Below are 14,633 nucleotides of genomic sequence, written 5' to 3'. Positions count from 1 at the left end.
AAGATCACTATTGCGCTTTTAAAAAAATGCTTTTGCAAAACGACTGGAAAAAATTTGTACCCCAACAAAAATCATTCATCGGATATAAGATGATTTTCTTTTTTCTACAAATAATCCTTCAATTTCTTCCACACTCTCAATAACACGATTGGAAATTTCATTACTCACAAAATACATATAATAATCGTAGCCAAAATGTATTTCAAAATAATCATCCGAAACTAATTTACACCAAATGTTTTCCCTAAGAATCATTTTCATTACTTCGTTTAAATTTAAGGACCCTATACTATCTCCCTCTTTTAGATTCAGGTTTAGATCTTCAGAATATATCTCTAGATCTCGAATTTTTAAGTTCTTGATATTCTTTTCTTTTAAAATTGTTTTTACAGCTTTTATATATTTCTCCTCTACAAGTAAATATTCATTTAAGGAAAATAACTTACCTTGAAACACTTTATTAATATCTGAAAAACTAGTCCACTCTTCTCTAGTGTACACATCGTTCGTATCTCTGTACTGAGGATTGTATTTAGTCACTCGAATCGAATCCATACTTAAATCTCCCATTCTATTTCAATATTCATCATAAGTGCCAGGATCTTGTAATTCTCTTTCCTAAGTTTTCAATCACTCTGCTGCCTTCCAGCACATACACTATACAAAAACGACATATCTTTGCACGTGCTTTTTTAAAAATAGCCTACTCATTCCAGCGGAAGTTTATCTCATCAGTTAAACGTATTTTTTAGTATTTCTAAGAAACACCATTGGTTATGATATATTCATAAAATAAACAAATGATCATTTTCAAGGGTTTACTTCCATTTTTTTTATGTCATAATTACTTAAAACGCAATTTTTTTAGGAGTGCCATACAATGTTGGAATATGTTTCAAAGTTTATCTTAGGCGGCTGCATCCTTGCCTTTGCGACCTATTTCAGCAAATCCAAAAATTTGTTTATATCCGGTTTGATCACTGTACTTCCACTTATGACATTGGCTAACATGACGCTGCAAATGAAATTCATGAGCTCAAAGGAGTTTCATACAGCTCAAAAAAGTGGTATTTTCGGTGCGCTCGGTTTAGCCCTTTTTGTATTTTGTGTTTTTCTCTTGACCAATTGGATGAAGCCGTCTTATGCCGTTTTGCTTTCCGTATTCATTTATGCTGCTTACCTCTTCATGTCTAAAATAATGATAGCTTAATTTACCTAAAAACCTACTAGAGACTTTTTCTAGTAGGTTTTTGATTAGAATTATATGGATCCGTTTGGACCAACTTTTTTATCACTTCTGGATGTATGTAACTAGGTTGAACCTGTACGAAGATTTCAAGACGCTTTCTCTTCATTTTAAAATCTAAGGGGTGAACCTTGACATCTGCAATAAGGTCAATCGTTCAAAGTGAATTTCAGAAAAATAGATCCGATAATGTGCTTACAATCATTTCAACTAATACCCAACTTTCATTTTCCTGCGGAATGAAATGGGGATCTTTTTAACTTTATGATGAAACATTTGTCATTCAATTGCTTATCTCCACTCTTTTCTTCAAAAAACCGTCTTACCCTTTTTTGTTACTTTCAATATTCATAATGGAACCCCTAATCATTCTTCGACTCTTGCAAACCAATGTTCACCTTCTCATATGTTTGCCATATTTGTTTTGTCTAATCAATGACTTTCTTGAAATCATTGCCATATTCCACCTTCATCATCTCTATCGCTGGACAATTTTTTCTTCCTCCTAGTACTCGCGGCGCCGTTCTTATCGTTTCTTATGCACATTCTTTTTCCTTGTTAGTTCCTCGAACCATTCTCGATCATAATGATCTAATGCCATATCAATCAACACGGGTAAATCATCTGGATGAATCGTTTCAGGGATCGGTTTTAATAAACCTAGTGAATATTTCACCGGATCCTCCCGAGTGATCATGATGATCCCGTCTCGAACATAAATCGTTTTCTGAATAACGGCTGAATAACCGTAAGTCGCAATGACAAACCCAATCACGTCATAATCCTTTAAACACACCTTCACCCAATCCCCTACTCGCACCATAATTCGTTATCCTCCCCGCACATTCAATAAAATTCTGGCCACCGCGAGCAAATGGAGTATCATGCCATCATCCACGTTCTGAACCAGCTTCCCGGTTTCTTTTATCATTCTAGATGTATAAATTCCAAATGGACGTTTCATATTTGTATGCTTCAATCGTTTTGCAGAAACTTTTTTCCGACAGATTCAATCGGACTTCTGATGCTGCAATCCCAATCTTATGGTGATGTGATCATGCTGAAATTCTTTTTGACTGATCGATCTGCGACCAATTTTACCAATGCTGAAATGGACATTCCGCTGTTCGGCTTCTTTTCTGAAAATGCTGAATAAGTCCAAATTTCACTTGGTCAAAACTTCTTTTTTTGAATTTCTCCTCTTCTGCAACGGCAAACTCGCATAAGCAGTCCCAAATCATCAAGTACTTGACCTTTTGAGATTCCATCTCTCGCTGAGAATAAACAAACAGATCTTTTGTGAAAGAACGGTTGAAATCAACCGCAGTAGAATGAATTTTTTATTTAGTTTATGTTTATGAATGGGTTAGTGCTTGTGTTGTTGTGACTGTCTGAAAGGATCTTGGTGTTGATGACAAGATTCATGTCTTCATTCCAAATGCCGCAAGCCATTTAGATTTCAACTTTATACAGTCGGCCAGCCGGTATTATTTTTTGTGTTTAATTCCCTTTTGTCACATCTGCTAAGCTTGGAAAATGAAAAAAATCCTGATGGAGGAACGCGATGAGAAACCTGAAGGTAAGGCTAGTGAATAAAATACTACTTTATGAATAAACAGATTTGATTATTTCATGCCATAAAACAATGATCTATACATGCTTTATCGAGGGTGCTTTGAGAATGGGGAGTTCTTAGAACGTGGAGAAAAATTATTCTTATGGGCAGACTGGCTTCGCACCAAAAGAAAACCAAATAAGAACCAAAAAACAGACTCCATTATTTGCAGGAAAAATCGTTAACAAATATCTCGATCTGCCTGTATCAGCAGATAAAAAAACACACCCTGTTCGGTGTGATATACAATTCAAATTATATATGTAAACGATCATCTACAGATTCTCTTCCATGCAGAGTGGTAATAGATAAGTTTTTTACCGTTATACCTTTTCATTTTGCATGTTTCTGTGAGGGAGCTTACCATTATAATGTATTCTTTAACTCAAAATTATATTTTTTATTAATTTTCTTTGCGATTGCCTCCAGGAAATCTTCCACATTCATTTTTTCTACTTCGTTCGTATACCAAGCAAGTTTGGCTCCTTTATCTTCTCCGTCATAATGAACTTCTAAAGGCATGTAACGATTCATCGAATAAGTAAAGTCAAATTTAATATACAATTCTTTGCCTTTTGGACTCTCCAGCTTTACTTTATAAACAGGATTTTTATATTCCGGTTCTAGTTTAAACTTTTTTATCTTTGTTAACATGATCATAACTCCTCGAAAAAAATTTTTTAAACACTATTGATATCGGAAGAATTAGGAAAATATTTATTCTTTTTAGAGTAGACACTCCGCTTACTTCCATTTCCTTAGATTCCAGAACTGGACCTCGTTCACTCCTTTGATATCGTTTAAACAATTTGATAGAGAACTCTCTTTCTCTTATCCTTGGAATTATAAAGATCATCATTCTATTCGTATCGCTTACGGTCTTGGATAAAACCTTTTTGACAGTCCTTATCATTCTTCTGTTTTCTATGAAACTCATAGTTATTCTGGATCATTTGGATTCACGACGGCGAAGTGTAAATGATCTTCCCACTTTCCGTTAATCTTTACATTCTTCTTGGAAAGCCCCTCTTTATGGAATCCTGCCTTCTCTAAAACTCGAATCGACCCGATATTTTGCGGCATTTAGGCAGGCACTCTCTTTCAAATGTTTTGATTTATGGGCAGGCATTTCCAAACATGCCATTGTGAGCAATTTTTTTTGCCTATCTGTATTTTTATATTATAATAATTATTAAATAATAATAGATGAAAGAGGTGTTCCCCATGTCCATTTATCAATTTGAAGTAGAGAATGCATACGGTGATAAAGTTTCTTTAGAAGAATTTAAAGGAAAAGTGCTCTTAGTGGTGAATACGGCTAGTCAATGTCGCTTTACATACCAATTTGAAGAATTGCAAAAGCTGTACGAAAAATATCAAAAGCAAGGTTTCGAAATACTGGGATTTCCATGCAACCAGTTTGATCAACAAGAACCTGGAACAAGCAACGAAGCAGCTTCTTTTTGCCAATTAAAATTTGGCGTCACGTTTCCGATGTTTGCAAAAATCGATGTAAACGGAAAAGACGCTCATCCTTTGTTCCATTATTTAAAACAAAAGGCGCCGTTCCAAGGATTTGATGAATCGAATATGACAGAAAAGCTATTAAAAATAAAACTGGCAAATGACTATCCTGAATGGCTGGTCGGCGATGATATTAAATGGAATTTCACCAAATATTTAATTGACAAAAACGGTCAAGTCGTGGATAGATATGAACCATGGGAAGAACCGGTTGATTTCGAGCAAGACGTTCAGAAGTTATTAGAAGAATGATGCGAAACATAAGAAAGCAAATAACTGTTTTACTGCATAAAATGGAAAACGTCTGATTTTTTGCAGATAAAAAATACCGTTGGCTAGTTGTATAATCAAATGCAACAAGCATAAAAAATGAAAAACCATAGATAAACCACGTATGATTAAGTCGACTAAAACAATATCGATACGGAGGATTTATCTATGGCAATTACTAATTCTACCATAGGAGCTCGGCATTTCAAACACTTAACGGCTTATGACCGTGGGAAAATTGCGGCCTTACACGCTGCTGGTAAGACTCAACAGGAGATTGCAGATTATGTTGGTTGTCACAAAAGCACCATCTCCCGTGAGTTAAGAAGAGGTACAGTGCCACAAAGAAAAAGCAACGGGAAAATTGTTCATGTCTATTTTCCAGACACAGGTCAACTTCTCTATGAGAGAAACAGGAAAGCCTGTGGCCGCAAGCTAAAACTAGACGATGCCATCGAGTTTATTAAGTATGCCGAAACTCAGATCCTTGATAAGAAATGGTCTCCTGATGCGGTATGTGGGAGAGCCAAACGTGATGGGAAATTCAAAGACAAAATGGTTTGCACCAAGACCCTTTATAACTATATTGATCTAGGACTTATAGGCGTTAAAAACATTGACCTACCTATGAAAATTACCCTGAACACCAAGAAAAAACGTAACCGGAAGAATAAGAAGATCTTAGGACGCAGTATCGATGAGCGACCAATTGAAGTCAATGAACGCCAAGAGTTTGGTCACTGGGAAATTGATACGGTTATAGGCAAGAAGACTAAAGATCAGGCCTTATTGACTCTTACTGAGCGCAAAACCCGTAAAGAAATAATTTTGAGAGTGACAGCCAAGGATAGTCTATCCGTTTCAGAAGTCATATCTCAGTTGAAAGTGTCTTATGGTAATCGGTTCTCTAAAGTGTTTAAAACCATTACGGCTGATAACGGTTCTGAATTTGCTGACCTCGGCCTTAGTGTTGAAAAAGATCTAACAGAGGTTTATTTTACACACCCTTACACATCCTGTGAACGAGGAACCAACGAGCGTCATAATGGCCTTATTAGGCGCTTCATACCAAAGGGGAGACCCATTTCCTCTGTGGCAGACGAAACCATTACCTATGTTGAAAATTGGTGTAACCATCTTCCAAGGAAGATCCTCAATTATCGTACACCTGAGGAGTGTTTCCAAATAGAGTTAGCTGGCTTAGCTTCTTAACCTTAAGCCAGCTAACCCAAAGGGTTGGTTTTTAGCAACTTGACAAAGAGCCTCTGCGGGCATGGCTACCAGCCATGAAGCCAGGTATACGGTACTGGCTGGGCCAACCAGGCTACCATGCCCGCCACTCCACGTCAAGTCGCGCAGAGTGTCCCGATTCTACTTAATCATGGGTTATCTGGTCTTTCAATACTTGTTGCATTTAATATTGCAATTTAAGAAAAAATACCGTTGCAAAAAATAAGATAAAAAGTATTGACTATTTTTTATGCATCCAATAAAATAAGACATGTCAGTTAAACGAATACTGATTGTCGATTCCGTAGCTCAGCTGGGAGAGCGCCACCTTGACAGGGTGGAGGTCGCTGGTTCGAGACCAGTCGGAATCATTGAACGAGCGTCAAGCCGTGACTTTCAATGGTTTGACGCTTTTTTGTTTACGTTGACATAAGCGCAGACTCGTCCGAAAGGTTTCACCCTACTTAACCCGGTATGTTGCACGCTTCGAAAAGGAGCGTGTTTTTTCATGCGAAACAATGAACGAACATGTCGTGAGGAAAACCACGATCAACCTAGACGATCTTTCCGAAACGTTCTTTGCAATCAAAAAGGCGGAAGATCAAGCGCCTAACACTCTAAAAAAATACCGCGACAACTATTCGTGTTTTACCGAGTATTTAGATAAATGCGGAATTCCACGATCAATTAACGAAATTACTCGTGATACTATTCGATTTTTCTCACAAATTAATGAAATTTTTTCTATATCCTCTTTTTATGGACTGAATTTCACCCTTGTTTACTTTATCTAATAAAGGCCTATATATTTTCTCATAATTACCAAATTTTTATTACATACCAATTATTGTAAAATTTATTGTGTTGCTTCTTTCAATGTCACGTTAAATTCTTGCGACATGATATCTTCCCTCCTTATTAGTAGTTATCTTCCCAATTTGTTTTCTATATAGTTCTCGAAAAACCTTCAAAGATTTTAAAAAGAACCCGCGTATAAATTGCCTGTTCCCGGAAAGATAAAAATGGACATACTAATACATTGAGGTGATTAACATGGTAGATTACATCGTATTTTTCGGCCTTATAAGCGTTGGTCTTGTCTTTTATATCCTCGCCTTAAAACTCGAAAAAGATTATTCGGTCATCGGCGATCTTGATCGTCAAAAATGCGAAAGTCCTATCGAATTGCGACTTTACGATGCGCTGTCCCTAAACGGCTATTATGTAAAAACGCAAGTGCCATGTGGTAAATACCGGATCGATCTTGCGCTGCCAACGTATAAAATCGCTATTGAATGCGACGGTAAAGCGTATCATTCAACACCCGAACAAAAAGCACATGATCGACGTAAAAACGCTTATTTGCGGAAAAACGGCTGGAAAGTGATGCGGTTTAGCGGCCGGATGATTCACCGAGATTTAGCGAAAGTACTCGAAAAGATTAAAAGCGAAATATAAAAAACTTCTGCTTATACTTACATTGTTCCATAATAATTTCCATTGAATTAACAATGTTGCTTTCGTATCAGACCCCCAAAGTTTTTTCTGTGCGCACGTCTGAAACCCATAAAATTCACAGAATTTCCAGACGTCTTTTCGAGAGGCATGCGGTCACAAAAAATCCGGCCATTACATTAATGATTGTACGTTTATAACGAAATTTAGCGCGTTTATCATGATGTAGACACTTGAACTTATGAGGAATTTTTTAAAATGATAGAATTTTCATACCTTTAAATGCGTACTAATTGGATTTTTGCAGATCCTATCCAAGAAATCAAATGATTCAAGGAGCTTGCAAGATCATATTAAAATAAGTAGAATGATAAAATATAAAAAAAGAAAGGCGCGCGGCCTCCGATGTTGGGAGCATCAGAGGTCTGACACCTCTCACGAAAACGTCTGATCAAAGGGTAGCGCAAGATAACTGCTTTCTAAGGGGATATTGCTGCAAGTTTCAGATTTTATTCTGGTTTGACTAAAATTTTCACTTGATCTTTTTCTTTGATGAGTTTTTCAAATCCTTCTTCTACAATTTGATCCAGTTTAATTTTTTTCGTTACAAGCTTTTCAGCTGGGAAATAACCTTGTTTCATTAAATTCATGACTGCCGGGAAGATATCGCGGTATGCAATGACTCCCTTTACGTTTCTTTCTTTTAAAACGATGTTATTGGGCAAAAGGTTCGCTTCTTTTTCCCAAATACTTACGATCACTGTTTCTCCTTCGAACGCCGTACTGTCAACAGCTTGTTGTAAAACAGCCGGCACTCCTGTTACTTCAAAGGAAACATCGACGCCTCCATCGGTCAGTTCGAGAAGCTTTTGGACGGGATCTTCATTTTTCGGATTGATGACAGCAGTTGCGCCGAGTTCCAACGCTTTTTGAAGACGTTCTTCGGAAACTTCTACGGCATATATTTCGGAAGCACCGGCTGCTTTTAAAGCTTCAATGACAAGAAGCCCGATTGGACCTGTTCCAAAGACAGCCGCTTTATCACCGGCCTTAATTTTGCTCGATCTTACGGCGTGTAAAGCTACAGCTGCCGGTTCCACAAGTGCCCCTTGTTCGAAAGAAAGGCCTTCTGGCATTTTATGAACCATGTATTCATCTACTACAGTATATTCAGAGAATCCACCGCCTCCTCCGGCTAAACCGTAGAATCCTAAATTTTCGCAGAGATTGTATTTTCCTTGTTTACATGCAGGACATTTTCCACAGCGAAGAATGGGTTCTACAACGACAGGATCTCCTACTTTTACTTTCGTAACTCCTTCGCCCACTTCCACTACTCGTCCCGAAAATTCGTGTCCCATAATGATAGGAGCTACATCTTTGCTGATAGGATGAGGTTCTTTGACAGGAATAAAAATAGGACCGGCAACGTATTCATGCAAATCACTGCCGCAGATTCCTGCCCATTCCACTTGGATTTTTACTTTTCCTTTTTCTACTTTCGGTTCTTCCACTTCCTCCACTCGAATGTCGCGAACGTTATGCCATCTTGCACCTTTCATGAGAATTCCCCCTCTTTATTTTCTTTACACGTTCATTGTATCATCAAAACTCCAGACTGTCGACAAATCCGAAAAAACCGGATTTGCCGACAGTCTTTTTTTGTATAATTAAGATACCGTAATGAATTGAGGTGGATGAAGTGCTAACAAAAAATACACAGATGAATCGTGATCAAATAGAAATGATAGCTTTAGACCAACTTGTACCTGCAGATCATTTGGTTCGTAAAATCGACGCTGCTATTGATTTTTCATTTATCTATTCGCTTGTTCAAGACATGTATTCATCGGAAAGAGGTCGACCAAGTATTGATCCAGTTGTATTGATTAAAATGGCTTTCATCCAATATACCTTCGGTATTCGTTCCATGCGAAAAACTATAGAGGAAATCGAAACGAATCTGGCTTACCGTTGGTTTCTTGGATTTGGTTTTTATGATAAGGTACCTCACTTTTCAACGTTTGGGAAAAACTACGAGCGACGCTTTAAGGATACAGACTTATTTGAACAGATATTCTATCGCATTTTGAAAGAAGCTGCAGATAAGAAGCTGATAAGCAGTGAGCATGTCTTTATTGATTCTACTCATGTCAAAGCGAGTGCGAATAAGCATAAATTTGTGAAGAAAGTGGTTCGAAAAGAAACGAAAGCCTATCAAGCACGTCTACAAGATGAGATAAATGCTGATCGAGAAGCACATGGAAAAAAGCCATTTCCTCCAGATAAATTTGGGAAAGAAGAATATAAAGAAATAAAAGAAAGTACCACTGATCCGGAAAGTGGTTACTACGTAAAAGACGAGCGAACAAAACAGTTTGCTTACTCATTCCATGCTGCTGCGGATCGAAATGGCTTTGTTTTGGGGGCTATTGTAACGCCAGGGAATATTCATGACAGTTCCGTATTGGAGCCACTTCTTGAAAAAGTCATCGAAAAACATGGAAAACCGGTTGTAGTTGCTGCTGACGCTGGATATAAAACTCCCGCCGTTGCCCAATACATATTTGAAAATGATATGACCCCTGCTTTACCTTATACTCGCCCTCGTACAAAGGATGGTTATTTCAAAAAACATGAGTATGTTTACGATGAATACTACGATTGTTATCTTTGTCCGCAAGGACAAGTGTTAAAATATGCAACTACGACGAAGGAAGGCTATCGTCAATATTTTTCTGATCCAGTCCAGTGTAAAGATTGTCCATTCCTCTCGAAGTGCACCCAAAGTAAGGAGCATAAAAAACTGATTCAGCGACATGTATGGGAATTTTATTTAGAGGAAGCTGATCATCTTCGGCATACACAAGAGAATAAGAGCATTTATGCAAGACGGAAAGAAACCATTGAACGTGTTTTTGCTGATGCAAAGGAAAAGCATGGTATGCGTTGGACAACCTTAAGAGGTCTAAAAAAATTGTCCATGCAGGCGATGCTAACTTTTGCTGCAATGAATTTGAAAAAGATGGCCTGCTGGGCATGGAAAAGTCCAATAATGGCATAAAATAGACCCCTTAGAGGGGTCTAATCCCAACCTTTAAAGTATAAAAATGTCAAAAGGCATCCGAATACACACATTCGGATGCCTTTTGTCTACACTCTGACTCCTTTTATTTTTATCTATTCAATAAATTTCAAAAATAGTTCAAAAATACTAGAATTGAATTTTGTCATTTTCATCGTGCGCCGATGAAACAGGGTTTATATTAGGAAAGACCTATCCATTTCCATATAAAAGAGAATGACTCCATTCGAACTGCTAAATGGGGATGAAACCACCATTACAGGAGCCATTCTCTATGAAAAAGGATGAATATAATGAATTGCCCAATGACAACAACCTCTTTTTAAGAAGTGATATTTATGGTTTAGGAGAATACTCTTTGAATATTTCGTACAAAAATTTTATCGATTTGTTCATCGGTTAATCCGCCTTGCTTCATTTTCGGAAGGATATTTTCGAAAAGATGTCCGGGCTGCCAGTTTTTCAGAGCTTCTTTCATTTCCGGAGGCATTTGCGGCGGTCGTCCCAGCCAAACGTTGACTGTGTCGTGCGAGAGGAACAAACGGTCTTCAAATCCGAGCGCAATCAATCCCATAAACGTTCCAATGCGGCGGTCATCCGTTGGAGCTCCAACCAAATTTTGCAGTCCAAAGCGGTCAAAGGCAACGTTGACTCCATAATCCAGCGTCCGAAGTTGATAATCGATATCGTTGTTCCCACACATGTGTCCGATGATAATTTTTTCCGGAATGCCGCCGTTTTCGACTAGAAGTTTGGCTTGCTCCGGTCCCATTGTGCCCTCTTGTGTATGGGTGACAATCGGGACGCCGGTTTCTTTTTGAACTTGCGCCGCTGCTACAAAGAACATTCGTTCATAAGGCGTGATTTGATCCTTGCTGGAGGCAAGTTTGATCACCCCTGCTTTTATGCCCGATCCTTCAATTCCTTCCGTCACTTCGGTTTTCAGCAAGTCGTAAATTTCTTGTTCGGCTGTGCCAAGCGCTTGGCGGAATTTAAAATACGCCGGACCGCCTTCCCCTTCATAGTAATAACCTGATGCACAAATAATGTGAATGCCGGTTCTTTCTGATAACGCTTTCAAAATTGTCGCATCACGTCCGCAATCACTAGGTGTCGGGTCAATTACCGTCTTCACGTCGTGTTTTTTCATAATCGCTGCCGCACGGGACGCTTCTTCCAACAGCGTTTCTATTGATCTCCCCGCCAACGTCCGGTCTCCTTGAAATCCCGCGTAATCAAAAAAGAAATGTTCATGCATCAACGTTTTTCCCAACTGTTCAGGAGCCAGCTCTCCTGTTACTGTTTGAATGCCCATTCCCCTGATCCCCCTCTTTTTAAATCGCTTTCATTCCATTTTACTGACCAATTGACAGGTTTATTCGAACAAGACAAAAACTCGTCCGTTTGCTGAGTGATAATTTTCCGCCCAGGAATCATGGGAGTTCTATGAATTGCAATCTTTTTTAAAGGACATTTGGAAAAAAATACAACCTAAGCTTCTTTGACAATCGAACAAATGTTCTATATAATTCACCACAAGGAGGTGCGACCAAATGGAATCTCTTTTCAGAAGAAGCATGCGGGAGCGGTTCCCCATTACGATCATTTACGAATCCAAATACGGAAAATTTTCTCAGCGAACCATTCTTGTCCTCAACCTAAATGAACACTCCATCCTCGCCTACTGCTTTATGCGCCAAGACTTGCGAAGATTTTCCATCGATCACATACTGTCCGCGTTTCCAGGCCGTTTCCCCCAAATGAAACGTTCAAAAAGACGGTCAGCCGGCTGAAACAGATCATCCCCTTTTCTGACAAAAATTCGTTGACGATAAAATGAACTAGAAGAAACTTTTTTCCCATCTGCAGGAATAAAACTTATAAGAAAATTTTGCATTTTTATGGTAAACTAGATAGGCAAACGTTTAGCCAATGGGTTGTTTTCGTCATCTTCCCTCATCCGGTGGCCATTGTTCCAGAGAACCAAAACAAATACGGGACCCAAAGGAATGCCCCGAAAAAAATGCTTGACTTTATTTACTGGAGGGTTGACAAATGTCTCAACAACGCGGAACGGTTACAGAACATACTATTTTTTCAAAAGAATTGAACGAAGAAATCCCTGTTCTTGTCTATTTGCCCCCCTCTTTTTCGCCGCTTTCCAAATATTCTTTGCTAATCACACAAGATGGCAAAGATTATTTTCAATTAGGAAGAATTCCTCGTTTAGCCGATGAGCTGCTTGGGAAAAAAGAAATTGAAAACATTATTATCGCGGGTATTCCTTATCGAAATGTTCAGGATCGTCGGAGGAAATACCATCCGGATGGGGAACAGAATGCGGCTTACATCCGCTTCCTTGCCCATGAATTGGTACCTTTCCTCGACGATGCTTACCCCACTTACCAAATGGGCATGTGCCGCTGTTTAGCCGGAGATTCTTTAGGGGCAACGGTTTCTTTAATGGCAGCGCTTCAATATCCAAATATTTTTGGGAAAATCATCCTTTATTCTCCATATGTGGACGAAAAAGTTTTGAAAACCGTTGAGAACAACGACCAAATGCATCTTTTGGATATTTATCATATCATCGGCCAACAAGAAACAGCGGTGAAAATGACAAACGGACAGGTAAAGGATTTCTTAAGCCCGAATCGGGAGCTCCATTTGCTGATGGAAAGCAAGGGATTAAATCCATTTTATGATGAGTTCGATGGGCACCATTCTTGGAAATATTGGCAGCCTGATTTAAAAAGAGCTCTTCGGAAAATGTTTGCCATTTGAATTTTCAAACTATAAGTTTTGAATCATTCGAAAATTTGTTATAATAAACTACATATGTCTAATGAAGGCATAGTGAGGAGGATGAAAATATGAAATATGGAATTGTGATATTCCCGTCGAAAAAACTCCAAGATTTGGCCAATTCCTATCGAAAAAGATATGATTCCCACTATTCGTTAATCCCTCCGCATCTGACTTTAAAAGATCCATTTGAAGCGGATGAAGCCAAAATTAGCGAAATCGCACAAAAACTAAGCGGGATTGCCAAAAAATCAAAGCCCCTAACGTTGCATGTCTTCAAGGTAAGCTCTTTCCAACCGGTTAACAACGTCGTATATTTTAAAGTAAAACCGACGGAAGAATTAGAAAAACTGTATCAAGATATTCATGAACAATTTCCTGACGATGATACGAAATACGCTTTTGTGCCTCACATTACGATCGCACAAGATTTATCGAATGATGAGCATTCCGATGTTTATGGATCGCTTAGGATGCTTGGCATTGATCATACAGAAACAGTAGACCGATTCCATTTACTGTATCAATTGGAAAACGGACAGTGGACAGTGTATGAAACATTCTTATTAGGAAAGGAATAAGCCCATGCAAGTGAAAGTCGTTGAAACAAAACATGAGCTTGAACAAGTCTTTCAAATTAGAAAAAAAGTATTTGTGGAAGAACAACATGTACCAATAGAAGAGGAAATCGACCAATACGAAAAGGAAGCAGTCCATTTTCTCCTTCTTCATCATGGAGATCCGGCAGGCGCCGGAAGGTTCAGGATAGTGGATGGCAAAGGAAAAGCAGAGCGGATTTGCGTTCTTCCTGAAACGCGCGGATCAGGTGTCGGAAAAGCGATTATGGAAGCCATCGAGGAATACGCTAGAAGCCAAAACGTTCCGGCATTAAAGCTTAATGCCCAAGTCCATGCCATCCCTTTTTACGAAAAGCTTGGATATAAAGTTGTCTCCGAAGAGTTTATGGATGCCGGAATCCCTCATAAGACAATGCTGAAAGAATTCTGACCTGATAAGTTGTGTCAAACACCCTATCCGAGCACTGCAATCGCTTCCTTCTTCATTTCAACGCACAAAAAGTGAATACTATCTATAGTATCCACCTCCCATTATGTGCAGCGCCCTCTAAACGGGTGCCTCGTTTATGTATGATGTCAATGAACGTCATGGATGTCCGGCATTTTACAAACGTAAATCGATCTTTTTTCTCATATCTTGTTCTTTTTCTGTCATGGTACTAGAATGTTTTTTCTTTTTTGGCAACGGTAGTTTTTTATCAAGCATCTTCTGAAACGGGGATTTCATTTTTATAGGATGAATGCTTTGAATTTGATAAGGCCGTGCCATTTGATTTCTAATCCGTTCATGATACTGGATAGTATGAAACGAAAGATTAGGATTGA

At 38.6% G+C, this 14,633-nt stretch carries 13 protein-coding genes, 1 tRNA gene and 1 pseudogene; 9 read left to right on the top strand and 6 right to left on the bottom strand.

Annotated elements, in window-relative coordinates:
* Positions 1-75: 75 nt before the first annotated feature.
* Positions 76-555 (bottom strand): hypothetical protein, encoded by a 480-nt coding sequence (locus tag NST12_RS04865; RefSeq protein WP_341100434.1) that lies wholly within the window; start codon positions 553-555, stop codon positions 76-78.
* 325 nt (positions 556-880) lie between these two features.
* Between NST12_RS04865 and NST12_RS04860 the strand changes: the two genes are divergently transcribed.
* Positions 881-1,210 (top strand): GlpM family protein, encoded by a 330-nt coding sequence (locus tag NST12_RS04860; RefSeq protein WP_327798144.1) that lies wholly within the window; start codon positions 881-883, stop codon positions 1,208-1,210.
* Between the two features lie 562 nt (positions 1,211-1,772).
* On the opposite strand, the gene NST12_RS04855 is transcribed toward NST12_RS04860, so the two are convergent.
* The 3 genes and pseudogenes from NST12_RS04855 to NST12_RS04845 all read right to left on the bottom strand — a co-directional run.
* Positions 1,773-2,069 carry a hypothetical protein gene (locus NST12_RS04855; protein ID WP_048622918.1) on the bottom strand — a complete coding sequence of 99 codons (297 nt, stop codon included), beginning with the start codon at positions 2,067-2,069 and terminating at the stop codon, positions 1,773-1,775.
* 1,158 nt (positions 2,070-3,227) lie between these two features.
* Positions 3,228-3,515 (bottom strand): hypothetical protein, encoded by a 288-nt coding sequence (locus NST12_RS04850; protein WP_341028797.1) that lies wholly within the window; start codon positions 3,513-3,515, stop codon positions 3,228-3,230.
* 285 nt (positions 3,516-3,800) lie between these two features.
* A pseudogene (locus tag NST12_RS04845) lies at positions 3,801-3,944 on the bottom strand (GNAT family N-acetyltransferase); the annotation flags it as partial.
* Between the two features lie 141 nt (positions 3,945-4,085).
* Between NST12_RS04845 and NST12_RS04840 the strand changes: the two are divergent.
* From NST12_RS04840 to NST12_RS04825, 4 genes are all read left to right on the top strand, one after another.
* Positions 4,086-4,637, top strand: coding sequence for a glutathione peroxidase (locus NST12_RS04840; protein ID WP_341028793.1), 552 nt, complete (start codon positions 4,086-4,088; stop codon positions 4,635-4,637).
* Positions 4,638-4,823: 186 nt separating this feature from the next.
* On the top strand, positions 4,824-5,867 hold the full coding sequence (locus NST12_RS04835) for an IS30 family transposase (protein WP_048622401.1): 1,044 nt from the start codon (positions 4,824-4,826) through the stop codon (positions 5,865-5,867).
* 316 nt (positions 5,868-6,183) lie between these two features.
* Positions 6,184-6,256: transfer RNA gene (locus NST12_RS04830), tRNA-Val, on the top strand.
* A 682-nt stretch (positions 6,257-6,938) separates the two neighbouring features.
* The gene (locus tag NST12_RS04825; protein WP_174521043.1) at positions 6,939-7,343 is read left to right on the top strand and encodes an endonuclease domain-containing protein; all 405 of its coding nucleotides are present in this window, start codon (positions 6,939-6,941) and stop codon (positions 7,341-7,343) included.
* A gap of 506 nt (positions 7,344-7,849) precedes the next feature.
* Here NST12_RS04825 and NST12_RS04820 read toward each other — a convergent pair.
* Positions 7,850-8,902, bottom strand: a complete 1,053-nt coding sequence (locus NST12_RS04820; RefSeq protein WP_341028789.1) for a 2,3-butanediol dehydrogenase — start codon at positions 8,900-8,902, stop codon at positions 7,850-7,852.
* A gap of 140 nt (positions 8,903-9,042) precedes the next feature.
* Between NST12_RS04820 and NST12_RS04815 the strand changes: the two genes are divergently transcribed.
* On the top strand, positions 9,043-10,404 hold the full coding sequence (locus tag NST12_RS04815; protein ID WP_341100430.1) for an IS1182 family transposase: 1,362 nt from the start codon (positions 9,043-9,045) through the stop codon (positions 10,402-10,404).
* A gap of 364 nt (positions 10,405-10,768) precedes the next feature.
* Here the strand turns inward: NST12_RS04815 and NST12_RS04810 are convergent, their stop codons facing one another.
* The gene (locus NST12_RS04810; protein ID WP_341028785.1) at positions 10,769-11,740 is read right to left on the bottom strand and encodes a phosphotriesterase family protein; all 972 of its coding nucleotides are present in this window, start codon (positions 11,738-11,740) and stop codon (positions 10,769-10,771) included.
* A gap of 740 nt (positions 11,741-12,480) precedes the next feature.
* Here NST12_RS04810 and NST12_RS04805 point away from each other — a divergent pair.
* The 3 genes from NST12_RS04805 to NST12_RS04795 all read left to right on the top strand — a co-directional run bounded on the left by NST12_RS04805 (position 12,481) and on the right by NST12_RS04795 (position 14,238).
* Positions 12,481-13,209 (top strand): alpha/beta hydrolase, encoded by a 729-nt coding sequence (locus NST12_RS04805; protein ID WP_341028783.1) that lies wholly within the window; start codon positions 12,481-12,483, stop codon positions 13,207-13,209.
* Between the two features lie 89 nt (positions 13,210-13,298).
* Positions 13,299-13,811 (top strand): YjcG family protein, encoded by a 513-nt coding sequence (locus tag NST12_RS04800; RefSeq protein ID WP_003353623.1) that lies wholly within the window; start codon positions 13,299-13,301, stop codon positions 13,809-13,811.
* 4 nt (positions 13,812-13,815) lie between these two features.
* Positions 13,816-14,238, top strand: a complete 423-nt coding sequence (locus NST12_RS04795) for a GNAT family N-acetyltransferase (RefSeq protein ID WP_048622908.1) — start codon at positions 13,816-13,818, stop codon at positions 14,236-14,238.
* The last annotated feature ends 395 nt before the right edge of the window (positions 14,239-14,633 follow it).

Source organism: Bacillus sp. FSL W8-1127 (assembly GCF_038006725.1).
Taxonomy (GTDB): Bacteria; Bacillota; Bacilli; order Bacillales; family DSM-4216; genus Bacillus_O; species Bacillus_O smithii.
Note: the sequence above shows the minus strand (reverse complement) of the source record. Positions and strands in the feature narration are given on the sequence as shown.

Coding starts and splice junctions, on each gene's coding strand:
- NST12_RS04810 (WP_341028785.1), bottom strand. CDS start 11,740: ATGGGCATTCAAACAGTAACAGGAGAGCTGGCTCCTGAACAGTTGGGA.
- NST12_RS04825 (WP_174521043.1), top strand. CDS start 6,939: ATGGTAGATTACATCGTATTTTTCGGCCTTATAAGCGTTGGTCTTGTC.
- NST12_RS04800 (WP_003353623.1), top strand. CDS start 13,299: ATGAAATATGGAATTGTGATATTCCCGTCGAAAAAACTCCAAGATTTG.
- NST12_RS04865 (WP_341100434.1), bottom strand. CDS start 555: ATGGATTCGATTCGAGTGACTAAATACAATCCTCAGTACAGAGATACG.
- NST12_RS04795 (WP_048622908.1), top strand. CDS start 13,816: ATGCAAGTGAAAGTCGTTGAAACAAAACATGAGCTTGAACAAGTCTTT.
- NST12_RS04840 (WP_341028793.1), top strand. CDS start 4,086: ATGTCCATTTATCAATTTGAAGTAGAGAATGCATACGGTGATAAAGTT.
- NST12_RS04805 (WP_341028783.1), top strand. CDS start 12,481: ATGTCTCAACAACGCGGAACGGTTACAGAACATACTATTTTTTCAAAA.
- NST12_RS04860 (WP_327798144.1), top strand. CDS start 881: ATGTTGGAATATGTTTCAAAGTTTATCTTAGGCGGCTGCATCCTTGCC.
- NST12_RS04855 (WP_048622918.1), bottom strand. CDS start 2,069: ATGGTGCGAGTAGGGGATTGGGTGAAGGTGTGTTTAAAGGATTATGAC.
- NST12_RS04820 (WP_341028789.1), bottom strand. CDS start 8,902: ATGAAAGGTGCAAGATGGCATAACGTTCGCGACATTCGAGTGGAGGAA.
- NST12_RS04850 (WP_341028797.1), bottom strand. CDS start 3,515: ATGTTAACAAAGATAAAAAAGTTTAAACTAGAACCGGAATATAAAAAT.
- NST12_RS04835 (WP_048622401.1), top strand. CDS start 4,824: ATGGCAATTACTAATTCTACCATAGGAGCTCGGCATTTCAAACACTTA.